22 protein-coding genes are annotated in these 24,609 nt (G+C 63.9%); 9 read left to right on the top strand and 13 right to left on the bottom strand.

Annotated elements, in window-relative coordinates:
- Positions 1–75 precede the first annotated feature (75 nt).
- The 3 genes from VKR55_RS12565 (at position 76) to VKR55_RS12555 (ending at position 5,802) form a co-directional block, all read left to right on the top strand.
- A complete protein-coding gene (locus tag VKR55_RS12565) occupies positions 76–1,242 on the top strand; it encodes an efflux RND transporter periplasmic adaptor subunit (protein WP_475386742.1) in 1,167 nt (388 codons plus the stop codon).
- Positions 1,239–4,403, top strand: a complete 3,165-nt coding sequence (locus VKR55_RS12560; protein ID WP_324403657.1) for an efflux RND transporter permease subunit — start codon at positions 1,239–1,241, stop codon at positions 4,401–4,403. The genes VKR55_RS12565 and VKR55_RS12560 overlap by 4 nt, the downstream gene beginning before the upstream one ends.
- A gap of 208 nt (positions 4,404–4,611) precedes the next feature.
- Positions 4,612–5,802 carry an ABC transporter substrate-binding protein gene (locus VKR55_RS12555; RefSeq protein ID WP_324403655.1) on the top strand — a complete coding sequence of 397 codons (1,191 nt, stop codon included), beginning with the start codon at positions 4,612–4,614 and terminating at the stop codon, positions 5,800–5,802.
- 100 nt (positions 5,803–5,902) lie between these two features.
- Here the strand turns inward: VKR55_RS12555 and VKR55_RS12550 are convergent, their stop codons facing one another.
- The 4 genes from VKR55_RS12550 to VKR55_RS12535 all read right to left on the bottom strand — a co-directional run bounded on the left by VKR55_RS12550 (position 5,903) and on the right by VKR55_RS12535 (position 10,549).
- Positions 5,903–6,295: an MAPEG family protein gene (locus VKR55_RS12550; protein WP_324403653.1), complete on the bottom strand. Its 393-nt coding sequence runs from the start codon at positions 6,293–6,295 to the stop codon at positions 5,903–5,905.
- 66 nt (positions 6,296–6,361) lie between these two features.
- On the bottom strand, positions 6,362–7,447 hold the full coding sequence (locus VKR55_RS12545; protein WP_324403651.1) for a lipocalin-like domain-containing protein: 1,086 nt from the start codon (positions 7,445–7,447) through the stop codon (positions 6,362–6,364).
- Entirely contained in the window at positions 7,437–9,899 is a 2,463-nt protein-coding gene (locus VKR55_RS12540) for an ABC transporter permease (protein ID WP_324403649.1), read from the bottom strand. The genes VKR55_RS12545 and VKR55_RS12540 overlap by 11 nt, the downstream gene beginning before the upstream one ends.
- A complete protein-coding gene (locus VKR55_RS12535; RefSeq protein ID WP_324403647.1) occupies positions 9,896–10,549 on the bottom strand; it encodes an ABC transporter ATP-binding protein in 654 nt (217 codons plus the stop codon). The genes VKR55_RS12540 and VKR55_RS12535 overlap by 4 nt, the downstream gene beginning before the upstream one ends.
- A 214-nt stretch (positions 10,550–10,763) precedes the next feature.
- Here VKR55_RS12535 and VKR55_RS12530 point away from each other — a divergent pair, with 214 nt between their 5' ends.
- A complete protein-coding gene (locus VKR55_RS12530) occupies positions 10,764–12,068 on the top strand; it encodes an MFS transporter (RefSeq protein ID WP_324403645.1) in 1,305 nt (434 codons plus the stop codon).
- A gap of 128 nt (positions 12,069–12,196) precedes the next feature.
- Here the strand turns inward: VKR55_RS12530 and VKR55_RS12525 are convergent, their stop codons facing one another.
- Both VKR55_RS12525 and VKR55_RS12520 read right to left on the bottom strand, forming a co-directional pair.
- On the bottom strand, positions 12,197–13,939 hold the full coding sequence (locus VKR55_RS12525) for an N-acyl-D-amino-acid deacylase family protein (RefSeq protein WP_324403643.1): 1,743 nt from the start codon (positions 13,937–13,939) through the stop codon (positions 12,197–12,199).
- A gap of 56 nt (positions 13,940–13,995) precedes the next feature.
- Positions 13,996–15,267: an MFS transporter gene (locus tag VKR55_RS12520; protein WP_324403641.1), complete on the bottom strand. Its 1,272-nt coding sequence runs from the start codon at positions 15,265–15,267 to the stop codon at positions 13,996–13,998.
- Between the two features lie 291 nt (positions 15,268–15,558).
- Here VKR55_RS12520 and VKR55_RS12515 point away from each other — a divergent pair, with 291 nt between their 5' ends.
- The 5 genes from VKR55_RS12515 (at position 15,559) to VKR55_RS12495 (ending at position 19,378) form a co-directional block, all read left to right on the top strand.
- Positions 15,559–15,786, top strand: a complete 228-nt coding sequence (locus VKR55_RS12515; RefSeq protein WP_414642350.1) for a nucleotidyltransferase family protein — start codon at positions 15,559–15,561, stop codon at positions 15,784–15,786.
- A gap of 23 nt (positions 15,787–15,809) precedes the next feature.
- Positions 15,810–16,067, top strand: a complete 258-nt coding sequence (locus tag VKR55_RS12510) for a HepT-like ribonuclease domain-containing protein (RefSeq protein ID WP_324403637.1) — start codon at positions 15,810–15,812, stop codon at positions 16,065–16,067.
- A gap of 135 nt (positions 16,068–16,202) precedes the next feature.
- Positions 16,203–17,423, top strand: a complete 1,221-nt coding sequence (locus VKR55_RS12505) for a hypothetical protein (protein ID WP_324403635.1) — start codon at positions 16,203–16,205, stop codon at positions 17,421–17,423.
- 96 nt (positions 17,424–17,519) lie between these two features.
- The gene (locus VKR55_RS12500; protein ID WP_324403633.1) at positions 17,520–18,359 is read left to right on the top strand and encodes a universal stress protein; all 840 of its coding nucleotides are present in this window, start codon (positions 17,520–17,522) and stop codon (positions 18,357–18,359) included.
- Positions 18,360–18,484: 125 nt separating this feature from the next.
- The gene (locus tag VKR55_RS12495; protein WP_324403631.1) at positions 18,485–19,378 is read left to right on the top strand and encodes a phytanoyl-CoA dioxygenase family protein; all 894 of its coding nucleotides are present in this window, start codon (positions 18,485–18,487) and stop codon (positions 19,376–19,378) included.
- A gap of 47 nt (positions 19,379–19,425) precedes the next feature.
- On the opposite strand, the gene VKR55_RS12490 is transcribed toward VKR55_RS12495, so the two are convergent.
- From VKR55_RS12490 to soxZ, 7 genes are all read right to left on the bottom strand, one after another.
- Positions 19,426–19,596, bottom strand: coding sequence for a hypothetical protein (locus VKR55_RS12490; RefSeq protein WP_324403629.1), 171 nt, complete (start codon positions 19,594–19,596; stop codon positions 19,426–19,428).
- Positions 19,597–19,614: 18 nt separating this feature from the next.
- Positions 19,615–20,655 carry an MBL fold metallo-hydrolase gene (locus VKR55_RS12485; protein ID WP_324403627.1) on the bottom strand — a complete coding sequence of 347 codons (1,041 nt, stop codon included), beginning with the start codon at positions 20,653–20,655 and terminating at the stop codon, positions 19,615–19,617.
- 113 nt (positions 20,656–20,768) lie between these two features.
- Positions 20,769–21,200, bottom strand: coding sequence for a DsrE family protein (locus tag VKR55_RS12480; protein ID WP_324403625.1), 432 nt, complete (start codon positions 21,198–21,200; stop codon positions 20,769–20,771).
- 38 nt (positions 21,201–21,238) lie between these two features.
- Positions 21,239–22,984, bottom strand: a complete 1,746-nt coding sequence (gene soxB, locus VKR55_RS12475; protein WP_324403623.1) for a thiosulfohydrolase SoxB — start codon at positions 22,982–22,984, stop codon at positions 21,239–21,241.
- Between the two features lie 36 nt (positions 22,985–23,020).
- On the bottom strand, positions 23,021–23,332 hold the full coding sequence (locus tag VKR55_RS12470) for a hypothetical protein (protein ID WP_414642349.1): 312 nt from the start codon (positions 23,330–23,332) through the stop codon (positions 23,021–23,023).
- A complete protein-coding gene (gene soxA, locus VKR55_RS12465) occupies positions 23,329–24,195 on the bottom strand; it encodes a sulfur oxidation c-type cytochrome SoxA (RefSeq protein WP_324403621.1) in 867 nt (288 codons plus the stop codon). Before soxA ends, VKR55_RS12470 begins: the two co-directional genes overlap by 4 nt.
- Positions 24,196–24,197: 2 nt before the next feature.
- Positions 24,198–24,509 carry a thiosulfate oxidation carrier complex protein SoxZ gene (soxZ, locus tag VKR55_RS12460; protein ID WP_324403619.1) on the bottom strand — a complete coding sequence of 104 codons (312 nt, stop codon included), beginning with the start codon at positions 24,507–24,509 and terminating at the stop codon, positions 24,198–24,200.
- Positions 24,510–24,609: the final 100 nt, after the last annotated feature.

Raw genomic sequence — 24,609 nt, 5'->3', positions numbered from 1 at the left:
GCTGCGTCTCGCGCGGCACGGCATGAGGAGATTCCCTTGAACGCGACCGGCCCAGCACAGCAATTGAATCAAAACATCTCGTCACGCGTCCGTCACCTTGGCGGCCTCGCAGCGTCGATCGTGCTGGCGGTTGGTCTCGCAGGCTGCGAGCAAAGGCAACAGGCCGCTGCCGCCGCTCCGCCTCCGCCGCCGGTCACCGTCGCCCAGCCGGTCAAGCGCACCGTGACTGATTGGGATGAGTTCACCGGCCGCTTCGAGGCGGTCGAGGAGGTTGATGTCAAGGCGCGGGTCGGTGGCTTCGTCACCAATGTCGAGTTCAAGGACGGCGACATGGTCCATGCCGGCGACTTGCTTTACCTAATCGACTCCCGCCCCTTCGAGGCGGTGGCGGCCCAGGCCGACGGCCAACTCGCCGATGCGCGCGCCAAGACCGAACTTGCCAAGCGCGACCTCGACCGCGGGCTGGCCCTGGTCCAGTCCAGTGCCGTCTCCGAACAGCTCGTCGACCAGCGCCGCCAGGCCTTGCAGGCCGCCCACGCCGCCGAAACGATCGCCGAAGGCGCGCTGAAGGCCGCTCAGCTCAATGTCGAGTTCACCCACGTGCTGGCGCCGATCACCGGCCGCGTCAGCCGCCATCTCGTCAGCGTCGGCAATCTCGTGCAGGGCTCTGACAACGGCAATTCGACGCTGCTCACCACCATCGTCTCGCTGGATCCGATCTACATCTATTTCGACGTCGACGAGGCGACGTACCTGAAGAACAACAAGCTCTGGTTCGAAGGCAAGCGGCCGAGCTCACGCGACACGCCCAATCCGGTGCAGGTGACGCTCACCGGCGAAACGAAGCCCTCGCATGAGGGCCATATGGACTTCATCGACAACCGGCTCGATGTGTCGACCGGCACGCTGCGCAGCCGTGCCGTGGTCCCGAACCACGACCTTTCGATCCTGCCCGGCCAGTTCGGCCGCGTGCGCCTGATCGGATCCTCGCCCTATGAGGCGCTGCTGTTGCCGGATGCGGCGATCGCGACCGACCAGTCGCGCAAGATCGTGTTCGTGGTCAAGGACGATAATACGGTCGAGGCGCGCGCGGTCGAGCTCGGACCGCTCGACGAAGGATTGCGCGTGATCCGCACAGGCCTCAAACCCGAAGATCGCGTCATCATCGACGGTATCCAGCGGGCCCGCGTCGGCGCCAAAGTCACCCCGCACAAGGGCGAGATTAACGGTAGCAAGACATGAATCTCGGACGTCTTTCCGTCAACCAGCCCATTCTGGCGATGGTGCTGTCGATCGTGCTCCTGATCGTGGGCGCGCTGGCCTACCGCACATTGCCGGTCGCCGAATATCCGGAAGTGGTGCCGCCCACCGTGGTCGTCACCGCGCAGTATCCGGGCGCTTCGGCGCAAACCATCTCCGACACCGTGGCCGCTCCGATCGAGCAGCAGATCAACGGCGTCGAGGACATGCTGTACACGTACAGCCAGGCCACCTCGAACGGCCAGCTCACCATCACCGTCACCTTCAAGCTCGGCACTGATCTCGACAAGGCGCAGGTGCTGGTCCAGAACCGCGTCGCGATCGCGCAGCCGCAACTGCCGGAAGAGGTCCAGCGTAACGGCGTCGTCACCAAGAAGAACTCGCCCGACATCCTCCTGGTCGTGTTCATGCTGTCGCCAGACGACACCTTCGACCAGCTCTACATCTCCAACTACGCGCTGCTGCAGGTCCGCGACCAGCTCTTGCGGCTCGACGGCATCGGCGACATCACGATCTTCGGCGCGCGCGACTATTCGATGCGGCTCTGGCTCGATCCCGACAAGATCTCCAATCTCGGCATGACCGCGGACGACGTGCTCACCGCGATCCGCGCCCAGAATCTGCAGATCACCGGTGGTCAGCTTGCCGGCCCGCCGATCGCCGACCGCGCCTTCCAGCCCAACCTGACCTTCACCGGACGCCTGAAGGACCCGTCCCAGTTCGAGGACATTGTCGTCAAGGCGGGCGCGGACGGCCGCATCGTGCGGCTGCGCGACATCGCGCGGATCCAGCTCGGCGCGCTCGACTATTCGACCAACAGCTTCCTGTTGAAGAAATCCGCCGTCGCCATGCTGGTGACGCAGCGTCCCGGATCGAATGCGCTCGCCACCGCAAAGGGCATTTCGAAAACGATGGCCAAGCTGAAGGAGAGCTTCCCCAAGGGGCTCGACTACAACATCGGCTATAATCCGACCGAGTTCATCGCCCAGTCGATCTCCGAGCTGATCAAGACGATCTACGAGGCGATGATCCTGGTCGTCATCGTGGTGCTGGTGTTCCTGCAGGGCTGGCGGCCGGCGATCATTCCGATCGCGGCGATCCCGGTGTCGCTGGTCGGGACCTTCGCGGCGATGGCTGCGCTCGGCTATGGCATCAACAATCTCACGCTGTTTGGCCTCGTGCTCGCCGTCGGCATCGTGGTCGACGACGCCATCGTCGTGGTCGAGAATGTCGAGCGACATCTCGCGCATGGCCTGAGCCGGCGCGACGCGGCGCTGAAGACCATGGAGGAAGTCGGCAGCGCACTGGTCTCCATTGCGCTGGTGTTGGCCGCGGTGTTCGTGCCGACGGCGTTCCTGGGCGGAATCACCGGGCAATTCTTCCAGCAATTCGCGGTCACGATTGCGGTCGCGACCGCGATCTCCCTCTTCTGCTCGCTGACGCTGTCGCCGGCGCTCGCCTCGCAGATCCTGGTGCCACACGAGGAGAAGCGTCCACCGGCTGCATGGAACCTGATCGGGCGCGGCTGGGAATGGTTCACCGGCCTGTTCAACCGCGGCTTCGAGTGGCTGTCACGCGTCTATGCGAGCCTTGCCGGCCTCGTGATCCGGCATCGCGCGGTCATGCTATTGGTGTATGTGGCGTTGATCGGCAGCGCCGGATGGCTGCTTGTGACCACGCCGCAGGGTTATATCCCGGCGCAGGATCGCGGCTATGTCATCGTCTCCGTGCAATTGCCGGGCGCAGCTTCGCTGGCGCGCACCACCGAGGTCGTCAAGCAGATCGAGAATATCGCGCTCGGCATTCCCGGTATCGTTCGCGTGCCGGCCTTCGCGGGGCTGTCGGGCGCGACGCGCACCCAGGCCTCCAATTCCGCCGCGCTGTTTCCGGTGTTCGACGAGCCGGAGGTGCGCGCGAAGAAGGGCCAGACCGCCGCCGTTCTCACCACCGAATTGCGCAAGCGGCTTTCGACCATCGAAGGCGCCTTCATCATCGTGATCCCGCCGCCGCCAATCCCCGGCATTGGCACCGGCGGCGGCTTCACCATGCGCATCCAGGACCGGCAGGGCCGCGGTCCGGCGCTGCTCGCTGCAGCGACCGATGATCTCGTCAACGCGGCGCGCAAGGCACCGGGCCTTACCTCGGTGTTCTCACCGTTCTCGGCCAACACGCCGCAGGTGTTCGTCGATATCGACCGCGTCAAGGCGCAGAAGCTCGGCGTGCCCATCCAGAACATCACCGACACGATCGAGACCTATTTCGGCTCGGCCTATGTCAACGACTTCAACCTGTTCGGCCGCACCTATCACGTCACCGCGCAAGCCGATCTGCCGTTCCGTAAAGAGCGCGCCGATCTCGCGCGGTTGCGCACCCGCAACACCAATGGCGACATGGTGATGCTTGGCAGCGTCGTCGACTTCAAGGACGTCTCCGGACCCGATCGCGTGGCGCGCTACAATCTCTATCCCGCCGCCGAGCTGCAGGGCGATACGCTGCCCGGCGTCTCCTCGGCAACCGCCATCAACATCATGAAGAAGCTCGCCAACGACACGCTGCCGAGTGGCTTCTCCTATGAGTGGACCGACCTGTCCTATCAGCAGGTCACCGGCGGCAATACCGGACTGTTCGTATTCCCGATCTGCGTGCTGTTCGTTTATCTGGTGCTGGCCGCGCAATACGGGAGCTGGAGTCTGCCGTTCTCCGTCATCCTGATCGTGCCGATGTGCCTGCTCGCCGCCACCATCGGCGTGCGCATCATGGGCCAGGATGTCAACATCCTGACCCAGATCGGCTTCGTGGTGCTGGTGGGATTGGCCGCCAAGAACGCGATCCTGATCGTTGAGTTTGCGCGCGACATCGAGCTCCAAGGCAAGCCGCGGCTTGAGGCCGTGATCGAGGCCTGCCGGTTGCGGCTCCGGCCGATCCTGATGACGTCATTTGCCTTCATCCTCGGCGTGCTGCCGCTCGTGGTCTCCACCGGCTCGGGCTCGGAGATGCGTCAGGCCGTCGGGGTTGCGGTGTTCTTCGGCATGCTCGGCGTCACCTTGTTCGGGCTGCTGTTCACGCCGATCTTCTACATGGTCGTGCGCAACCTCGCCGACGGCCGCAAGCCGAAGAACGAGGAGACGGCTGCAGCGGCTTGAAGACATTTGCTGTCGTCATTCCGGGGCATCGCGAAGCGATGAGCCCGGAATCCATAACCACGACCGGGAGTATGGATTCCGGGCTCGCGCTACGCGCGCCCCGACATGACGGTGAGGGACCGAAATAGATGGGCGGGTGCCGGGTTATCAAATATACCATGCGCTTGATGGCGCGCGGCGTTTTCGAAAGGCGGCTGGGAGGCAACTCATGAAATCAGTCTGGATCGCGGCGGCAGTGGTGGGCGGCGTGTTGTTGGCCGCGCCCGCGTCCGCGCAAGGCGTCAAGATCGGCATCCTCAACGATCAGTCCGGCGTTTACGCCGACTATGGCGGCAAATATTCCGTCGAGGCCGCGAAGATGGCGATCGAGGATTTTGGCGGCGAGGTGCTCGGCCAGAAGATCGAGCTCGTCACGGCCGACCATCAGAACAAGCCCGATCTCGGAGTCGCGATCGCGCGGCGCTGGTATGACACCGAAGGCGTCGACATGATCACCGAGCTCACGACCTCATCGGTCGCGCTCGCCGTGCAGGAACTTTCCAAGGAAAAGAAGAAGATCGACATCGTGGTGGGGGCTGCGACCTCGCGCATCACGGGTGACGCCTGCACGCCCTACAGCTTCCACTGGGCCTATGACACGCGTGCGCTTGCGGTCGGCACCGGCGGTGCGCTGGTGAAGGCGGGTGGCGACACCTGGTTCTTCCTCACCGCCGACTATGCCTTCGGCTATGCGCTGGAGAAGGACACCACCGACGTCGTCACCGCCAATGGCGGCAAGGTGCTGGGCTCGGTCCGCGTGCCCCTGAACTCGTCGGATTTCTCGTCCTTCCTGCTGCAGGCGCAGAGCTCGAAGGCGAAGATCGTCGGCCTTGCCAATGCCGGCCTCGACACCACCAACTCGATCAAGCAGGCGGCGGAGTTCGGCATCGTCAAGGGCGGACAGAAATTGGCCGGCCTTCTGATGACGATTTCCGAAGTGAACGGCCTTGGGCTCGAGGCGGCGCAGGGCCTGATCCTCACCGAAGGCTTTTACTGGGACCACGACGACAAGACGCGCGCGTTCGCCAAGCGCTTCATGAAGCGCACCGGCCACATGCCGAGCATGATCCACGCCGGCACCTATTCGGCGACATTAAGCTACCTGAAGGCGGTGAAGGCTGCCGGCACCAAGGATTCGGATGCGGTCGCCAAAAAGCTGAAGGAGTTACCGGTCGACGACGTCTTCGCCCAAGGCAAGGTCCTGGCGAACGGCCGCATGGTGCACGACCTCTATCTGTTCGAGGTCAAGAAACCGTCGGAATCGAAGTATCCGTGGGATTATTACAAGCAGATCGCCGTGGTGCCCGGCGACAAGGCATTCTTCACCGCAAAAGAAAGCGGCTGCCCGCTGACGAAGTGACGCGCAGCGTCATTCCGGGGCGATGCGAAGCATCGAACCTGGAATCTCGAGATTCCGGGTCTGGTCCTTCGGACCATCCCGGAATGACGACGTTATGCTGTTATCCATGCACGATCCGCCACACGATCGCACCCAGCGCGCCGAGCAGCAGCACGGTGCAGGCCAGCGCCTGGATGAAGAAGCCGGGACTGCGCTTGGGAACGGCCTCGGTATACCCGATCATGTAGACGATCCGGCCGATGATCCAGACCGCGCCGACGAGGGCGGCGCCCCAATCGCTGATATAGATCGCGAACAGCCATAGCGACGGCAGGAAGATCGGCAGCCATTCCAGCGTGTTCATCTGCACGCGGAAGACGCGCTCGAAGTCGGCATTGCCCGAGATCGCCGGCAGCTTGACGCCGTATTTGATGCGCGCTCGCGCAACGCGCGTCGAGGTGTAGAAGTAGAACAAAGCGGCAAGCAGCGTGACGAGTGCGGTGAAGTGATACATCGAAGATGTCCCCAGGAACATTGGATCACGAATGGACGCTACTATGCCGAGATGATCGGGACGCGATCAATAGCCGGTCAGCTCCAGATAGCCGACGCCGGAATGGCTGCCGCGAAAATGAATCGGGCCTTCCCAATAGGCAAAGGTCGTGCCCATCCACGCCTTCGGATTGAGCGGCGTGGTGTCGATCGCAAGCTTGAGCGAGGGGATTTCGATCCGCCATTGCACCGGCAGCTTGTGGCCTTCGATGTCGATCGGCGCCTGCGGCGTCATCCTGATGTCGGAAGGCGCAAGCATGCGGGTCGTGGCATCGGCCGAAATCCAGGTGCCCGATGCATAGTCGTGGCCATCTTTCTGGCGCATCCGGTACAGCATCAGTTTTTCGCCTGTGGCGAAATGCAGCGCGAACCAGTCCCAGCCGGTCTGATCCGGCGCCAGCGGCTGGCTGCTCCATTCGCGGTCCATCCACGCTTGCCCGGTAACGGCGATCTGCTTGTCGTCGATGGCGAGGTGGCCGGAAACCTTGAAGAACGGCTGGCTGTAGTAATACGACGCCTGCTCGCGCTCGGATTTCTTGCTGTAACCTCGATCGCCCTGCAGCACGAGCGGGCGATCGGCCTCGAGACGGAAGGAATAGCCAAAATCCTTGGCGGTCGCGGTGAGGTCGAGTGGCGAGACGGTTTTGGCATCGAAGCCGACAAGACCGCGCATCGTCCAGGAATCGATCCAGGCGACAAAAGGCTCGGCCGTGACGCCGGCCTGGCCGACGCCTCCACGCGCAAAGGTTTCCGAGGTGCGGTGCGTGTCAGCGCGTGTCACCGCTGCATGTGCCATCCAGATCTGCTGGTTGGCCCAGCCTTCGTCATGTGCGCCCGGCGCCAGAGCTTGCCGGAATAGCGTCCATTGCGCGCCATAGGCGATGCCACCGCTATCAGCGAGGTTCGCCGTCACGTACCACCACTCGATCCGGAAGTCCGGATGTGGGCCGTGGTCGGCCGGAAACGCGAAGGTCTTTCCCGGCGTGACCTTGGCATAGCCCTTGGCATCATTGCCCAGCCCCGCAAAGCCCTGCGCGAGCGCTCTCCTCTGAAGCCCGAGCAGCGCGAGCCCGGTCGCAAACGCGCGTCGCGAGATGGTGCGATCAGCGCTCATTGGCAAAGACCTTGACCAGATTGGCCGGCTGCATGCGCGCCAGCCGCGCGACTGGCAAGAGCGAGGCAAACAGCGACGCCGCCAGCGCGACGCCGAGCAGCTTTAGGAGCTGCAACGGAAACACGTCGAACGGCAGTCGCCAGCCGAAGGCTTTCACATTGACGATCGCGATCAAGCACCAGGCGACGAGAAGCCCGAGCGGCAGCGCCAGGAGCGCCGTGATGAGGGCGACCGACAGCGTCTTTGCCAATTCGATCGCGGCAAGCTTCCGCCGCGTCACGCCGATCGCCCAGAGTGGCGCAAGCTGCGGCAGGCGCGAATTGGCGAGCGTCAGGAGGCTGGTGAGAAGCGCCACGCCGGCCACCCCCAGCGTGAACGCGTTCAGCGCGCCGGTTACCGCAAAGGTGCGGTTGAAGATCCGCAGGGACTCCGCTTTCAGCGATGCCTGGTCCAGAAGATTGCGACCGTCGAGCCTGAATTTTTCGGACAGCGCCGTGATCAGGCCCGGGATTTCGTCGTGCTTAACGCGGAGCGCCAGCCGCGTCTGCGGCGTGCCGGGGAAATGCTTGAACAGCGCTGCGGCATTGACCGCGATCTCGCCTTTGGGGTTGCCGTAATCGGCATAGATGCCGACGATCCGAAGCGGCCAGTCGCCATTCGGCGTCGGTACGGTGAGATGATTGCCCGGTGACAGGTTCGTCCGGCGCGACAACTGCTCGCTGATGAAGGCCGTCCCGCCACGCGAAAGATTCGTCCAGGCGTCCGTCTCCGATTGCAACAAGGGCCAGTGATCGCGATAGGTCGCGTCATCGGGCAGGCCAAGAAGCTCGACCGGCGCGCCACCGATCTGCGTGTCGGCGCGGCCGCCCGACAGCACCGCCTGCACGTCGCTGCGTCCGCGTAGCCACGCCTTGATGGCGTCGGCCTGCGCATTGTCGGCGGCAGCGACATAGATATCGGCGGCAAGCCGGCCATCGAGCCAGATCCGGAAGGTGCGGCTGAAGGTCTCCACCATTGTCGCGACGCCGACATTGACCGCGAGCGCCAGTAGCAACGCCATCAGCGCCAGCGACAGTCCCGAAAGCTGCTGGCGGCTATCGGCCCAGAACCACGACGCCAGCGCGCCAGCGGCGTTGCGTTCGCCGAGTGACAGCACGATCTCAAGGATCGCAGGCAGGATCAACGCCGCGCCGAACAACAGCGCCGCCAGAACGCCGAAGCCGGCGATCAGCGAGTTTCCGGCCCAGAGCAGCCCGGCGGCGACCGCGAAGATCGCAAGCGCCGCCGCGCTCTGGACCATCAGCCAGCGGCGCTGCGCCTGCTGCCAGGCCTGCGGCTGCGCGGCCGCGAGCACTGGAAGTCTTATCGCCTTGGCGAGGCTGGTCGCGGCCGCGATTAGCGCGCCGGCAACGCTGATGACGAGCCCTGCGATCCACCATTCCGGCCTCAGCGAGAGCTCGCCCGGGATCGGTGCGCCATAAAGGCCGCGTAGCGAGGCCGCGACGTCGGGCAACAATTGCGCGGCGATGAAATAGCCGCAGACGAGGCCCATCAATCCCGCGATCAGCGCCGTCGACACCAGCTCAAACACCAGCACGCTATTGAGCAGCGTCGCGGAGACCCCGCAGGCGCGCAGCGTGCGCAGCATCGGCAGGCGCTGCTCGTAGGCGAGCCCGATCGCGGAGTTGACAATGAACAGCCCTACAAAGAAGGACAAAAAGCCGAAGGCGGTGAGATTGAGGTGAAAGCTGTCGGTCAGACGCTCGAGATCGGTTTCGGCGTCGGGCTTGACCAGGCGCAGCGTGTCGCCGGCGACGCTCTCCAGTGTCGTGTGCACGCCCTTAGGCTTGCCGATCAACAGGCGCGAGATTTGATCGGGCTTGTTCAGGAGCTTCTGCGCGATGCCGATATCGACCACCAGCACGTCCGGCACGAGCTGCTGCTGCACCTGGAGCGGCGGCAGCAGCGCGCCGTTGGCGGCTTGCGGCGAGGCGCCCTCGGCAAGATGCAGATCGGAAAGTGTCTCAGCCGCGACCAGCGTCTGCCCGGGCGGCGTGATGAAGGCCAGAAGGCTGGCCTTGGCGATGGTGGGCGCATCGCCGACCTCGGCCGGCAACGTCACCGGCTCGATACCGAGCAGGCGAAACGAGCGGGCGCCGATCTGGACGCGGCCTTCCAGCACCGGCGAGACCGGCCAGCCGGCGCGGCGCAGTTTCACGAAGAAAGCTTGCGGGAATGTCGCGCCGCCCCGCGCGACCAGCATCGGCGTGCGCGAGCCGCCAAAGACCGCGGCCGCGCGATCATAGGATTCGCGCGCCTGCTGGTTCAAGGCCTGTACGCCGCTCCACAACGCGGTCGCCGAGATCAAGCCGATCAGCAAAGTCGCGAGCTGCATCGGATGCCGCCGCCAGTGGCTCAGGAGCACCGCCAATATCCAGACCGCGCGCTTCATGTGACAAGCCCCGCATGCAACGTGACCCGCCGGTCCAGTGTCGCGGCGAGCCGCGCGCTGTGGGTCACCATCAAAAACCCGCAGCCGGTGCGCGCGACGAGATCGCGGGCGAGTGCCAGCACGTCATCGGCGGTCGCTTCATCGAGATTGCCGGTTGGCTCGTCGGCGAGCAACAGCAGCGGCTTGGTCGCGAGCGCCCGGCCGATCGCGACCCGCTGCTGCTGGCCGCCGGAGAGTTGCTCGGGGTAGCGCCTGAGCAGCTTGGCGAGCCCGAGCCGCTCTACGAGTTCGGCGTGCCAGGCGGCATCGTGCCTGCCGGCGATGCGCGACTGGAACGCGAGGTTGTCATCGACCGAGAGACTCGGGATCAGATTGAACTGCTGAAACACGAGCCCGAGCCGGTCGCGGCGAAGCGCTGCGCGGCCGGCGTCGGAGAGGTCGGTGACGGAGGCGCCGTTGAGCCTGATCTCGCCGCCATCGACGGCATCGAGCCCGGCGATCAGGTGCAACAGCGTGCTCTTGCCCGAGCCGGATTCGCCGGTCAGCGCCACGCGCTCGCCTCTGGCGATGTCAAGATTGACCCCGCGCAACACGGCGATCTCCTCGCCGGCCGTACGGTAGGTTTTAGTCAGGTTGCGGACGCTCAGCACGGCTTCTTTTACTTGGCCCGGCCAGCGTTGCGAAGCCTTCAGATCGGCTTCTGGTCCTTCAGCACGAACTCGCGCGCGATCAAAACACCGTTAGACCGATGGTTCGAGCGGTTGTAACGCTGCGAACAAGCCAAAATGTACGGTTGCGTCGGCCCGGAAGGCATGCGTAGCTTCGATCCAACAGAGCTTCGAACGATACGACGGGGAAGAAATCATGGCCGCGCGAGCGACGCCCACCGAAACGCCGAAGGGCGCCTGGACCATCACTTTCTTGCTGTTTCTCCTCATGCTGGTGAATTTCGCCGACAAGATCGTCGTCGGTCTTGCCGCCGTGCCCATCATGACCGAGCTCAACCTCAAGCCGACGCAGTTCGGCCTGCTTGGCTCGTCCTTCTTCCTCCTGTTCTCGATCTCGGCCATCGTCGTTGGCTTTATCGCCAACCGCGTGGCAACACGTTGGGTGCTCCTGGTGCTGGCCCTCGTCTGGGCGCTGGCGCAGTTTCCGATGGTAGGTACGGTCGGCCTCACCACGCTCCTGATCTGCCGCGTCATCCTGGGCGCAGGCGAGGGGCCGGCGTTCTCGGTCGCGGCGCACGCGATCTACAAATGGTTTCCGGACGAGAAGCGCACGCTGCCGACCGCGATCCTGTCGCAGGGCTCGGCTTTCGGCGTGATCATTGCGGTGCCGGCGCTGAACTGGCTGATCGTCAATTATAGCTGGCATTATGCGTTCGGCGCGCTCGGCGTGGTCGGCGTGCTATGGGTGCTCGCCTGGCTGATCCTGGGCAAGGAAGGTCCGCTGGTCCACACTGCTGCGGTTGCCGCGGAAGAAACCAAAATCCCTTACTCCCGGCTGCTGACGTCGCGCACCTTCATCGGCTGCGTGCTGACGACGTTTGGCGCCTATTGGGCGCTCTCGCTGGGGCTGACCTGGTTCACGTCGTTCATCATTCAGGGGCTTGGCTTCACGCAACAGCAGGCGGGCTTTGTCTCGATCCTGCCCTGGATCTTCGGCGCCATCGTCGTGATCCTCACCGGCTGGTTCTCGCAGGTGCTGATGGCGCGTGGCGTCTCCACCCGCGGTGCGCGCGGCGTGCTCGGTGCGGCGCCACTGGTCGTCGGCGGCGCGATCCTCGCCATGATGCCGCATATCAGCGGAGCTGGTTTGCAGATCGCGCTGCTCGTGATCGGTGCCGGCCTGTCTGGATCAATCTATGTGGTGTGCCCGCCGATGCTGGGCGAGTTCACGCCGGTGTCGCAGCGCGGCGCAATCATCGCGATCTACGGCGCGCTCTACTCGTTCTCCGGCATCATCGCGCCCTATGTCATGGGCAACGTGATCCAGGGTTCAGCGAACCCGCTTGCCGGATATATGACAGGCTTCACCATCAACGCCTGCATCCTGATCGGTTCGGGCGTGCTGGGCCTGTTGTTGCTCTGGCCCAACACCGAGCGCGCGCGGTTGACGGGCGCCGCGCCCGATGCGCCTGCGCTCAAGAGCGCGGTGTCGCCGACGTAGCGAAGCAGTAGTTAGAAGTGTAGGGTGGGCAAAGGCGCGGAGCGCCGTGCCCACCATCTTTCATCATGTCGCGCAAGATGGTGGGCACGCTTCGCTTTGCCTACCCTACGGCCTGCGATCCTTCGCCCTCAGCTCGCCGCCGCCCCGAACTCACGCGCCTTGCCCTGCGCGCCGCGGACCAGCTTGCCCGGACGAGCGCCGGTGGCGCGGCCCTCGCGCTGCGTGACCACGCCGGAGACGATGGTGGCGTCGTACCCGTCGACCTGCTGCAGCAGGCGCCGGCCGCCGACCGGCAGGTCGTAATGCACCCTCGGCGGATGCAGATGCAATTTGTCGTAGTCGATGACGTTGACATCGGCCTTATAGCCCGTCGCGATCAGGCCGCGGTCGTAGAGCCCGACCGAAAGTGCGGTCTTGCGCGACTGCACCGAAACCACGAACGGGATCGACAGCTTCTCGCCGCGGGTGCGGTCGCGCGTCCAGTGCGTAAGCAAATAGGTCGGGAAGCTCGCATCGCAGATGATGCCGCAGTGTGCGCCGCCATCGGAGAGGCCCGGCACCGCGCGCGCGTCCTGCAGCATCTCGCGCGTCGAATCGAGATTGCCGTCGGAGTAATTCAGGAACGGGACGTAGAGCATGCCGCGGCCGTCGTCGGTCAGCATCGCGTCATAGGCAAGCTCTTCCGGCCGCTTGCCTTCGCGGCAAGCGCGGGCGCCCAGCGCATTCTCCGGCGGTTGCTCGTAGTCCGGCGGATTGCCGAGCAGATACATCTTGTCGTAGTTCGGTCGGAAGAACAGCGGATCATCCGTAGCGGTCGCCGACTCGCTCAGGATCGCCGCGCGCACGTCCGGCTGGCGCAGGCGCGCGACGCGCGCGGGCAACGGCAGATTCGCAATCGCCCGATAGCTCGGATGGGTCTGGAACGGGTTGCGCGACAATTCCAGGCCCAGCATCAACCCGACCGGGCGCGCCGCGATCTGCGCGGTGATCGAGAGTCCACGCGCCGCGGCAGCGTTGATCTCGGCGAGCGTCTGGCGCCAGCGCTGCGGCGCCTTGTCGTTCTGCGTGATCGAGAAGGTGATCGGGCATCGGGTCGTCTCGGCCACCCGCAGCATCATTGGCAGATCTTCATGGATGGTTGAGAGGTCGAGAACGAACTGCAGCACACTGCGGCCCTCGCCGTGCATGGCGGCCGCGATCGCGGTCAGCTCGTCCTCGCCGGCCTTCAAGGTCGGCGTGAAGTCGCCGGTCGAGGTGCGGTGATTGAGCGTGCGCGAGGTGGAGAAGCCGAGCGCGCCGGCGCGTACAGCATCGCGCGCGAGCGCCGCCATCTGCATGTTGTCCTCATCCGTCGAGGGATCGCGGCGCGCGCCGCGCTCGCCCATCACATAGACACGGAGCGCCGCATGTGGCAGTTGCGCGCCGATATCGATGTCGAAGTTTCGCTTCGACAGCCAGTTCATGTAGTCCGGAAAACTCTCCCATGACCATGGGATGCCGGCGCTCAACACCGGCTCCGGAATATCCTCGACGCCTTCCATGAGCTGGATCAGCCGGAGATGATCGTCCGGCCGGCACGGCGCGAAGCCGACGCCGCAATTGCCCATGACCGCGGTGGTGACGCCGTTCTGCGAGGACGGCGTGATATCGTGGCTCCAGGTCACCTGGCCGTCATAATGGGTGTGGACGTCGACAAAGCCCGGCGCGACGAGCTTGCCCTTGGCGTCGATCTCTTCCTTGCCTTTGGCTGCGACCTTGCCGACCTCGGTGATGCGGTCGTCCTTGATTGCGACATCGGCCTCATAGAGATCGCCGCCGCGCCCGTCGGCGACGGTGCCGCCGCGGATCACGAGATCTGGAGAGGCAGTCATTGGCGTCTAATCCCGCGTTATGATTTGCCGGTATCATCGGCTGCTCCGCGGGAGTGTCAACCGCTGGCGTTGGGGCTCAGGAATGCATCGGCATCGCCGGCTGACGCAGTCGCGACCTTTGATTTCCGTTCGGTGAAAAATGCCAAGAGCACCGTCAGCGCCATGAAGACGGCGGAAACCAGGAACACCCAGCGTGGCATGTTCTGGTCCATGATCCAGCCGAACAGCAGCGGACTTGCGATCCCTGAGAAGTTGAAGCCGGTGGAGACGATGCCGAAGGCGCGGCCGGCTGCACCAGGGGGAGCTGCTTCGCGGACCAGCATGTCGCGCGAGGGAGCGATCACTCCGGAGAGGAAGCCCGCGATGGTCATCACGGCGATCAGCGCAATCGAAGGCAACACCACCATCGCGATCAGCAGCACAAGCGCGGTATTGACGCCAAAGCAGGCGGCTGCGAGCTGGCCGTGGCGCTGCGTGCGATCGGCGAGGAAGCCGCCAGCGAGCACGCCGACAGCGCTGGCGCCGAGGTAGCTCGTGAGCGCGATATTCGCGATCGAGAACGAGGTGCCGAAGCCGCCCATCAGCGCGACGACGCCGAAATTGGCGATGCCGGCATTGGAAAGGCCGAGCAGGGTGAAGAAGGCCGTGAGAACCATCAGTGCCGGCGTGAGCACGCTCTGTTTCGATACGCCGGCTCCGGCGCCCGCAGCCCTGTGCTTCGCGCCGGCATCGGGAATGCCCAGGATCAAAAGCAGCAGCGCGACGGAGATGCCGATGGCGCCCACCACGATCAGCGCGCCGAAGCCGCCGATCCAGGTGACGAGTCCCGCCATGATGGCGGGCGCGACCGCGCCGCCGAGAAAGCCGGCGAAGGTGTGGACGGAAAAGGCGCGGCCCATCCGCGCCGAGTCCATATGCGCCGACAGGATCGCGTAATCGGAGGGATGATAGACGCTGTTCGCAATGCCGAGCAGCACGGCGCTCGCGATCAGCCAGGAATAGCTCAGGTGCAGCCCGAGCAGGATGAAGGCGAGGCCGCCGAGGGTGAGCCCGAAGAGCAGGATGACGCGCGCGCCGACATGGTCGACGATGTAGCCGAGTGGCGCCTGAGTCAGGCCCGAGATGACCGCGAACACGGTTAGCGCGAAGCCGAGCTCGATATAGCCGACGCCGAGCTGCGCTTTGAGGAACGGAAACAGCATCGGCAGCACCAGAAGATGGAAATGGCTGACCCAATGGGCGACCGAGATCAGCGACAGTGTGCGAAATTCGCTGCTGGCTTTCGCTTGTTGCGTGGCTTGCTGCGGTGCGGCGAGAACGTCGGCCATCGGGTAAAGGATTCCATCTGCGAGGCACGGCACTATCGGTGAGGTGTGCCCATTTGTCTATCAATGCGGCTGCATGGCAGCTTCCGCGAATGTCGGTAAAGTCGGCGACAAATCATTAACTTGTGCTCATGGTTTGGCACCTATTCGATCGACCGGTCGTTGGTTCGGGCCGTTTCGGATGCTAAGCTTGGAATACTTCAAGCCTCCAACGGAACGGGACCAACTATGAAACCCTCGGTTTCCATAGCGAAGCACAGGACCCAGGTTCGCGAGATTCTGGAACGCTTTCGCATGCGCGAACCAAAGGTGTTCGGTTCGGTCGCGCGTGGCGATGACACGGAAAAGAGCGATCTCGACATCCTGGTCGAGGCCCCGCCGGGGACAACGTTCTACGATCTTGCACGGATCGAGCTCGAGCTTGAAGAAGTTCTAGGCTGCAAGGTCGAGGTGCTGACGAAGAGCTCGCTGGCTCCGGATGTCATGGAAAACGTTGAAGCCGATCTCGCGCCGGTTGCATGACGCGGCGATCAGAGCGCGATTGGTTGTCGGACATTATTTCCTGGGGTGAACGTCTCCAGGCCCACCTTGCGGGGATTGATCGCGACGCTTTCTTTGCCAATCCGTTGGTCCAGGACGCCGTCTCGAAATGCGTGGAGGCGATCGGCGAGGCCGCCGGCAAGCTCGACGATATCAATCCGGAACTGGACAGAACAGTCCCTGATCTCAATCTGAAGCTGGCGCGACGGATCCGGGATCGTCTCTCGCACGGATATTATCGCATCGACCTTGTGTTGCTGTGAGAGACGGTGGTGATCGAAATTCCCAAGACCGTAGCGGCCGCCAAGTCGGTAAAACACGATATGATGGCGAGCACTAAACCGAAGGTCGCTCGTTAGGGCTCACGTTAATTTTTGGCCAATTCGATGCCGCTTCGCGTGCTCCTTTCAGAAGGGTCCAGCACCTCCGCGCGTGAGGCGATCACGATCCTCGGGCTCGCGGGCCATCATGTCGAGGTGTGCGATCCCAGTCCCTGGTGCCTGGGGCGCTCTTCGCGCTTCGTCAAAAAGTTCCACCGCTGTCCGCCGCTGCGCGACGATCCAGATCGGTATCTCGCTTTTGTTGAGCGGCTGCTCGCGTCACAACCATTCGATGTGCTGTTGCCGACTCACGAGCAGGGATTCCTGTTCTCGCGGGTGCAGAGGCGCTTCAAGCCCGGCGTCGGGCTCGCGCTGCCGGCCTTCGAAAGCTATCGCACTGCGCACAGCAAGGCGGCTTTCAGTAGGTTGCTCTCCGGCATGAAGCTGCCTCAGCCCGCCACGCGCATCGTGACCTCCGAGCGCGCCTTGCGCGACGCCGTTCGCCTTCCCGCTGTGATCAAGACCGCGGTCGGCACCGCGAGCCGCGGCATCTGGTTTGTGCAGGATATGCAGACGCTGGAGAATGCGGCGCGCGAGCTGGCCGCGATCGGCGGCTTTGCCGGCGAGGTGCTGGTGCAGGGTTTGATCGAGGGCACGGTCGAGAAGGCGCAATCGGTGTTTTGCCGCGGCCGGCTCATCGGCCTCCACGCCTATCGGCAGGTTGCGCCCGGCATCGGCGGCGGTGAGGCGATCAAGGAGAGCGTGTTGCGGCCCAATATCCGCGCGATGCTGGAGGCAGTCGGCCAGCGCCTCGCCTGGCATGGCGCACTCTCAATCGACTATTTGATGCCACCGCATGATTCGACGCCGCGCCTGATCGATTGCAATCCGCGCCTGGTCGAGCCGATGAGCGCGTATCTCGCCGGCACCGACCTGGTCGGCCTGTTGCTTAAGGTCTCGCGCGGCGAGACGCCGGACGCCTTGCCCGAAAGCCGCGCCGGCGTGCGCACCCATCTCGCCATCCAGGCGCTGCTCGGCCTTGCGTCTCGTGGGGGTACGCGGCGCGAGCTCGTGCGCGAATGCCACCACTTGTGGCGCGGGCGGCAGCCTTATGCCGGCAGTTCCGAGGAGCTGACACCGGTTCGATCCGACTGGCTTGGTGCAGTGCCGTTGGCCATGACGGCGACGCTGTTGCTGGCGCGGCCCAAATCAGCGCTCGCGCTGGCGCGCGGCGGCTTTGGCGGGCATCTCCTGAGCCTCGAGACCATCCGCCAGATCGAGAGCGAAACGTTTGGCTAGCGCGCCTGTCACGGAAGGTTTAGCCTATCGAAGTCAGTACCGTTTTGGCTGCATGGGACTGTCGCTCATTCTTGAAACGAGCGGGGCGAGCCGACGATGAAGACGATCCTGGTGCCAACCCAGAATACTCCGGCCATGGCGGCCGCGCTTGAGACGGCGGTGCTGCTCGCGCAGCGGACCGGTGCCTATATCGAGGGCGTGCCGCTGTGGTTCGGCGTTCCGGAATTTGTTGTGGCGGAGCTCGCGACCGGCTTTTCGATGGAGATCTACCGCGCACGGCGCGACGAGGAAACGGCGGGCGCGCGCAAGCTGTTCGAGTCTTTCATGCGCCAGCATGGCATTCCCGCGGCTAGCGCCGGCTCCGGCACGCCCTGGTTCGGCTGGTTTGACGAGGTGTCGCCGGGCGAGTCCCTGGTCGGCAGCCACGGCCGTGCCTTCGATGTGATCGTCATGGGCAGGCCGGACGCCGATACGACGGGCCCCTACCAGCGCGCGATCGAATCCGCCCTGTTCGAAAGCGGCCGGCCCGTTCTGCTGTCGCCGCCCGTCGCGCCGAAACAGATCGCGACCAACGTCATGATCCACTGGAACGGCTCGACCGAGCAGGCTCGCGCCAACGCTTTCGCGATGCCCTTGCTGCGGCTCGCCAAACGGGTGATGGTGCTGACCGTCCTCGGTGGACAGGATGTGCCGGGGCCCTCCGCCGATCACGTGCGCAAGCAGTTGCGCTACAACGGCATCGCTGCCGAGCCGGTGAGCGTCGAAGTGGAAGGCCGCAGCACCGGTGAAGCGGTCTTGGCCGCGGCCGCAGCCGAAGGCTGCGATCTCCTGATCAAGGGCGCCTTCACGCGGAACCGGCTCCGGCAAATGATCTTCGGCGGCGCCACCAGCCACATCATGCAGCACGCGGACCTGCCGGTCTTGATGGCGCACTAAAGCGCGATGAATCATCGTCACGCCGCAGGTTTTGTCTGCGGCGTGCGACGAGGGCGATCTCGACTCCTGAATTGAATTGAAGTCAGATGGGCGAGGGCCGGGGACATCTGTTCGGGATTTCAACCATGGCTCAGCCGATACCCCATGATTCCGTTCAGCAGGCATCTCCCTGGCTGAAAGGCCTCTCCTTCGAGACGTGGCGCGACGAGTTCGACCGTCGCGGCTTCCTGATCTTCGAGCGCGTGCTGCCGGCCGCGAAGGTCGCTGCGATCCGCTCTGCGCTTGCGCCCTACATCGAGCGCGACCTGAAAGGCCGCAATGATTTCGAGGGCCTGAAGACCAACCGAGTCTATGCGCTATTGGCAAAGTCGCCGGTGTTCGCCGAGCTCGTGATCCATCCGTTGGTGCTCGCCTTTGTCGAAGCGGAGCTTGGACCAAGCTGCCTGTTGTCGGCTTGCCTTGCCATCAACCTGCAGCCGGGCGAGACCGTGCAGCCGTGGCACACAGATGATGGCGGCGCCCGCATGCCGCGCCCGCGGCCGGCCCTGGGTGTCAGTACTTTCTGGGCCATTGATGACACCACCGAGCTCAACGGCAGCACCGAGGTCATTCCCGGCAGCCATCTGTGGGACGAGCGGCGGATCCAGGGCGCAGCGACGCCAACGGATTTCGGTGCAAGGTCCGCGCTGGATCAGAAGCGTGACCCCGGTCATCGCACGGATGCGGTGAAGCTTGCGATGCCGTCAGGCTCACTTGCGATCGCCAAGGGCACGCTGTGGCACCGCGGCGGCAGCAACCGCTCGGATCGGCCGCGGCTGATCATCACGCCGCAATATTGCGCCGGCTGGGTGCGGCAGCTCGAGAACATGTGCCTCGCTGTGCCCGCGGATGTCGCGGAAACCCTGCCCGAACGCGCGCGCGAACTGATCGGCTATTCGATCCACCCACCCTTCATGGGCTATGTTGACGGCGTGCACCCGAAACGATTGCTGCGGCCTAACATGGTGCGGTCGAGCTGACAGGGGCCGTTCGACGCTCCGCATCGCCCACGAATGACGAAAATCAACTACAACGGCTCGTCGTCGGTGCCGTAGCGGTCGCGCTTGGGAGTGGCGATGTCGCCATCCTCATAATCCTCGTCCTCGCCCTTGTCCTCGGCTGTCGGTGGAGGCGACGGCGTCTTCGGCTTGGCGCCGGCCTTCTTCGAAGGCTCACCCTTCTTGCCGGCCTTCCTCATCGGCGTCCTCCTGAGAACTCAGACGTGCAGCACGGGCCCGCCGGCCTTCTTCCAGGCATCCAGGCCACCGGCGATGTGTGCGGTGTTGGAAAGCCCGGCCTCCTTGGCGGCTTTCACCGCCATCGCCGAGCGTTCGCCGAAGGCGCAGAAGAACACGATGCGGCGTCCGGTCGCGGCCGCGACCTCGCGCAACACGCCGCCGGGCTTGAGACTTTCCTCGATCGAGGGATAGGGGGCGTGCAGCGCGCCGGACAGCGTGCCGTGCTTGGCGCGCTCGCTGCTCTCGCGCAGATCGACCAACAGCACATCGGTACGGCCGAGGCTTTCGATCGCCTGGCGCGCGTTCAGCGACAGCCCCTGCTTTTCCAATTCGTCCTGATGCAGCCCGACATGCATGTTGGCGGGGATCACCACGTCCATCAGCCTGGGATTGGGCAGGTTGAGATTACCCATCAACTCGACATACTCGTCGATCGAGCGCACCTGCAGCCGCGGATTGTAGCGCTTCTCCTCGCCGATGGTGGAGACGGTATCGCCCTTGTAGTCGTGGGCCGGGAACACCAGCGTCTCCTCCGGCAGCTTCAAGAGCCGGTTGAAGATCGAATCATACTGCGCCCGCGCGCTACCGTTCTGGAAATCGGTGCGGCCGGTGCCGCGGATCAACAGCGTGTCTCCCGTGAAGACGCGGTCACCCATCGAGAAGCTATAGGAATCGTCAGTGTGGCCCGGCGTATACATCACGTCGAGGCAAAGTCCCTCGATCGTCACCTTGTCGCCGTCGGACACCCGCATCGACACCACGTCGGCCTTGCTCTGCTCGCCCATGATGGTGATGCAATGGGTGCGGTCGCGCAACTCGCCCAAGCCCGTGACATGGTCGGCATGCAGATGGGTATCGACCGCCTTCACCAGCTTGAGGTCGAGCTCCTGCAGCAGTTTGCAATAGCGGTCGGCTTTCTCCAGCACGGGATCGAGGATCAGCGCCTCGCCGCCGGGGCGGCTCGCCAGGAGATAGGAGTAGGTGCCGGAAACGCTGTCGAAGAGCTGACGGAAGATCATGATGGCTCACCGATCAAAATTCTTGGTGCTGATCCTACCACATCCGGGCTGGACATAGCTCCAGCTCCGCTCCTGCAATTCCATCAAATGCACGAGGCCGGAGAGGCCGTCCGCTAAGGCCTCACCAATGTATATCCGTTTTCGGTCAGCAACAGTATCTGCCCGACGCCGACCTGGACAGGCGTCGCGCCGGGGATGATGTCCGGCCGCTTTCCGGTCTCCCGCTCGATCGTATCGACGGTATTCAGACACACATCGAAGCGCACGCCCTGTGCGATCAGGCTCTCGACCTGCTTGCGGCGGGCGTTTTCGCTTCGCAGCAAATCGATGCCGGGGCCGAAGGCCACGATTTCGATCGCGACCTTGTCGGGATCGTAAAATTTCAAAAGGTTGTTGGCGACACTGATCACCAGCGCCTGCTTGTGCGGATCGTTGTCGGAGAGCTGCAGCACGATCTTGTGCTCGGCAAACGGCTTGTCCTGCAGCGGCACCTGCTGCGCGCGGCAGGCAGATGGAAGCGCGACGGCAGAAAGGGCCACAGTCATGGCGCCGACAAGAGCTCGGAGGGTTTTGCCGGAGCCGATCATCCTGCGATTCCCGGATTGCCGTCGACGCCTTTGAGCGTGACGTTGCTGCCATAGGGCAGGGAGGTCTTTCCCGAGCGCAGATAATCCGCAAGCACGTCCCAAACGGGCTTGCCTTCCTGCGGGTTGACCGAAGCCCAGCCGGCGACCTTATAGCGCTTGTCGGCCTCCAGCATCCGGCCGTTATCGAGCTTCAGTCCGGAGATGCGCCTGCCGATGCTTTCCGTCGGCGTGCAGGCGTAGGTCAGGCCGCCGACGCGGACCATGTCGCCGCCCTGCTGGTAATAGGGATCGGCGTTGAAGAGGTTGTCGCAGACATCTTCCATGACGTCTTTAATCTGTGCGCCGGTCATGGTCTGTACATAGGTCTCGGGATAGGTGATCGCGCTTTCCGCCAGCACGTCTTCCATGGTGAGTGCCTGCCCCGCAAGCGCCGTGGTGCCCCAGCGAAAACCCGGCGACAGCGCGATCTCGGCATTCAATTCGCCGCGCAGGGCATTGCAGATCAACTGATCCATCGAGCCCCAGAAATTGTCGCGTCGGTACAACAGCCGGTCGGCGGTCGCGATCTTGTCTGTCCAGCCTTTCGAATGGGCCGCGTGCAGCTTCTCGACCAGCGCCTTCATCTCCGGGTCGGGCTTGAGCAATTCGGAATAGACCGGCAGCAGGTGGTAGCGGACGTCCTTCACCCTGCCGTTGCCGAGCACTAGGTCGAGCACGCCCAGGAATTTTCCGTTCGAGCCGGCATTGGTGACGAGCGTGGCGCCGCCCGGATTTTTCACCAGCACCGGCTGCGGCACGGCGTCATGGGTGTGGCCGCCGAGAATCGCATCGATACCGCTCACGCGGCTCGCAAGCTTCAGGTCGACGTCCATGCCATTGTGCGAGAGCAACAGCACGGCATCGACCTTGTCGTTGTCGCGATGAGCCGTGACGAGCTTCTGCAGCTCGTCGTCGTGGATGCCAAAGGTCCAGTCCGGCGTGAAACGCTTGGGGTGAGCGATCGGCACATAAGGAAAAGCCTGGCCGATCACCGCGATGCGATGACCGCCAATCTCCTTGATCACGGACGGCTTGAACACGCGGCCGGAGGCGGGATCGAAGGCTTTGGCGTCGTTGAATTTGGCCTCCTCGGTCAGGAAGACATTTTGCGCCAGGAACTCGCCCTTGAAGGCCCCGAGATTCCTGCGCAGCGCCTCCTCGCCGTAAGTGAACTCCCAGTGGCCGGTCATCGCCTCGATGCCGAGCAGGTTCGCGGCCTCCACCATGTCGGCGCCCTGCATGATGTTGGCGAGCCCCGTCCCCTGCCAGAGGTCGCCACCGTCCAGGAGCAGCGAGCTGCGCGCGCCGACATCACCGCGCAGGCGGTCGATCAGGGTCTTGAGATGGGCAAAGCCGCCAAGCTTGCCAAAACGCGCCGCCGATTTCTCGAAGTCGAGCGAGGTGAATGCATAGGCATCGGCGCTGTCGGCACTGATGCCGAAATGATCCAGAAAGGCTCGGCCCACGAGATGCGGCGGCTTTCCGGCCATGTCGCCGGTGCCGATATTGAAGCTCGGCTCCCGGAAGAACACCGGCAAGAGCTGCGCATGCGTGTCGGTCAGGTGCAGGATGCGCGCATTGCCGAAGCGTTCGAGCTCGTAGAGGCTCGGCTTGTCAGTGGCGGCGTGCGTGGCGCGGGCGAACCCGCTCGACAAGGCGAGCGCGCCCGAAAATTTCAGAAAATCCCGCCGGCGGATTTTCATTTTTTGGTGTTCGCCTCTCAAAACGCCGAACGAAATTCAGCGGATTTCCATGTCCTTCCAGCGTTCCTTTTCGCTGCTCGCCTGGAAAATCGACGCTTTTGCCAGCGCCTCGGCTTGCTTCGCCGACGCCGTGGCAGCCTCGAAATCGCCGGTTGCGGCCGCCTTCTTTGCGGCCGCAAGCGCGGATTCGGTTGTGGTCCAGCGATTGCGCAAGGTGGCGGCGTCCTTTTCGGCGGATTCGGCCGCGGCAAGCGCAGCCTTGTAGTCGGCCTCCGAGGCGGCGAGCGCAGGTCCCCCGCCCAAGACGAGCAACACCGCGGCGAGCGCCATGTTCCGTATCGTGCTCATGGCCGTGATCCTGGCCCCGAGATCGGAAGCCCGTTGGCGACATAGGAAAGGAAATATTCGACGTCGCGATATTCGTCGGATTGCGGCTCGAGCGGAACCGCGCGGGTCTGGCTGTTGCAGCTGACGAGGCGGCGGCTCGTCGTGCCCATGCCGCCCCATTCCGAGCGGTAGATCGGCAACGCATTCATGATGCCGAGCGCGGGCGCAAGGGTCTCGGCGCGGATGTGTTCACCCGCGCTCTGCACGTGGCAGCTCGCGCAGGAGAAATTGAGCTGGCCGCGACGGGTGTAGAAATAACGCTTGCCATCTTCGTAAGCCGCGAGCGCGCGCGGGTCGTTCGGGATCTTGATATCCATCGGCTTGCCGCGCGAGGTGTAGGCCATGTAGGCGGTGAGCGAGGCCATCTCGTCCTTCATATAGGAAAGCGGCGCTTCTCCGTTGACCTCGCGGCAGCGATTGATCGCGAGCTCAAGCGTGATGACGTTCCCTTCCTTCTCGTCGAAATAGGGGTAGTTCTGGCGAATGCCGATGCCGCCGTTTGAGAAGCAATCCGCATAAGTCTTGCCGTTCTTGAACGGCTTCGAAAACATCTCCTTGCCGGCTTCCAGCGCGAATTCGTAGGGCGGAAACTGCTCCATGTCCTCCCACTGCTTGCGCATGTCCGCATTCATCGAATAGGGACCGTTGACGAAATCGTTAAGCTTCACTTTCGGGAACTTGTCCGTGAAGTATTTCCGGAACGCCTTGGCGTCCGCGACCGGATCGATCGTGTCGGGGGCGGCGATGGCGGATGCCGCAAAACAGGCCAGCGCCGCCGTCGAGAGCGCGGCCGCGGCGGTCAGGATGATCGTTCGCGCGCGCATTGTCACTGGATCTTCGCGGTGGTGGTGTCGGTCGCGCCCTTGTTGTCGACCCAGCTGATCTTGAGGTCGTCGCCCTTGCCCGCGCCGTTGAAGGAGAATTTCACATAGGGGTCCTTCGAGACCGCCGGGCCCCAATTGGCGAGGAACACGGTCTTGCCGTTGTGCTCGAAGGTGAGCTGCTGGATGAAATGCGGCGGGATGATCTGGCCATGCGCATCCTTCACGAATCCGGAATCCATCGGATGCTGGATCAGCGCCTGCACCACGGTGGTGTCGCCGCTATTGGTGGCGCGCACGCGAATGGTCGATGCCATCGGTTTCTTCCTTATGCTCTGGTCTCAACCGCCGCAGCCGCCGACGGTGACCTTGACTTCCTTGGTCGCGCTATAGAGCTTGCCGCCGGATTCGACGATG

Origin of the sequence: Bradyrhizobium sp., from assembly GCF_035309285.1 — a bacterium.
In the GTDB taxonomy this organism is placed as follows: Bacteria; Pseudomonadota; Alphaproteobacteria; order Rhizobiales; family Xanthobacteraceae; genus Bradyrhizobium.
The sequence above is the reverse complement of the archived record's forward strand: the minus strand, read 5'-3'. Positions and strand labels throughout refer to the sequence as shown.

What these genes read in the sequence shown, in the direction of transcription:
- VKR55_RS12560 (WP_324403657.1), top strand. Translation starts at nt 1,239, where the DNA reads ATGAATCTCGGACGTCTTTCCGTCAACCAGCCCATTCTGGCGATGGTG.
- VKR55_RS12555 (WP_324403655.1), top strand. Translation starts at nt 4,612, where the DNA reads ATGAAATCAGTCTGGATCGCGGCGGCAGTGGTGGGCGGCGTGTTGTTG.
- VKR55_RS12550 (WP_324403653.1), bottom strand. Translation starts at nt 6,295, where the DNA reads ATGTATCACTTCACCGCACTCGTCACGCTGCTTGCCGCTTTGTTCTAC.
- VKR55_RS12545 (WP_324403651.1), bottom strand. Translation starts at nt 7,447, where the DNA reads ATGAGCGCTGATCGCACCATCTCGCGACGCGCGTTTGCGACCGGGCTC.
- VKR55_RS12540 (WP_324403649.1), bottom strand. Translation starts at nt 9,899, where the DNA reads ATGAAGCGCGCGGTCTGGATATTGGCGGTGCTCCTGAGCCACTGGCGG.
- VKR55_RS12530 (WP_324403645.1), top strand. Translation starts at nt 10,764, where the DNA reads ATGGCCGCGCGAGCGACGCCCACCGAAACGCCGAAGGGCGCCTGGACC.
- VKR55_RS12525 (WP_324403643.1), bottom strand. Translation starts at nt 13,939, where the DNA reads ATGACTGCCTCTCCAGATCTCGTGATCCGCGGCGGCACCGTCGCCGAC.
- VKR55_RS12520 (WP_324403641.1), bottom strand. Translation starts at nt 15,267, where the DNA reads ATGGCCGACGTTCTCGCCGCACCGCAGCAAGCCACGCAACAAGCGAAA.
- VKR55_RS12515 (WP_414642350.1), top strand. Translation starts at nt 15,559, where the DNA reads ATGCGCGAACCAAAGGTGTTCGGTTCGGTCGCGCGTGGCGATGACACG.
- VKR55_RS12500 (WP_324403633.1), top strand. Translation starts at nt 17,520, where the DNA reads ATGAAGACGATCCTGGTGCCAACCCAGAATACTCCGGCCATGGCGGCC.
- VKR55_RS12495 (WP_324403631.1), top strand. Translation starts at nt 18,485, where the DNA reads ATGGCTCAGCCGATACCCCATGATTCCGTTCAGCAGGCATCTCCCTGG.
- VKR55_RS12490 (WP_324403629.1), bottom strand. Translation starts at nt 19,596, where the DNA reads ATGAGGAAGGCCGGCAAGAAGGGTGAGCCTTCGAAGAAGGCCGGCGCC.
- VKR55_RS12485 (WP_324403627.1), bottom strand. Translation starts at nt 20,655, where the DNA reads ATGATCTTCCGTCAGCTCTTCGACAGCGTTTCCGGCACCTACTCCTAT.
- VKR55_RS12480 (WP_324403625.1), bottom strand. Translation starts at nt 21,200, where the DNA reads ATGACTGTGGCCCTTTCTGCCGTCGCGCTTCCATCTGCCTGCCGCGCG.
- soxB (WP_324403623.1), bottom strand. Translation starts at nt 22,984, where the DNA reads ATGAAAATCCGCCGGCGGGATTTTCTGAAATTTTCGGGCGCGCTCGCC.
- VKR55_RS12470 (WP_414642349.1), bottom strand. Translation starts at nt 23,332, where the DNA reads ATGAGCACGATACGGAACATGGCGCTCGCCGCGGTGTTGCTCGTCTTG.
- soxA (WP_324403621.1), bottom strand. Translation starts at nt 24,195, where the DNA reads ATGCGCGCGCGAACGATCATCCTGACCGCCGCGGCCGCGCTCTCGACG.
- soxZ (WP_324403619.1), bottom strand. Translation starts at nt 24,509, where the DNA reads ATGGCATCGACCATTCGCGTGCGCGCCACCAATAGCGGCGACACCACC.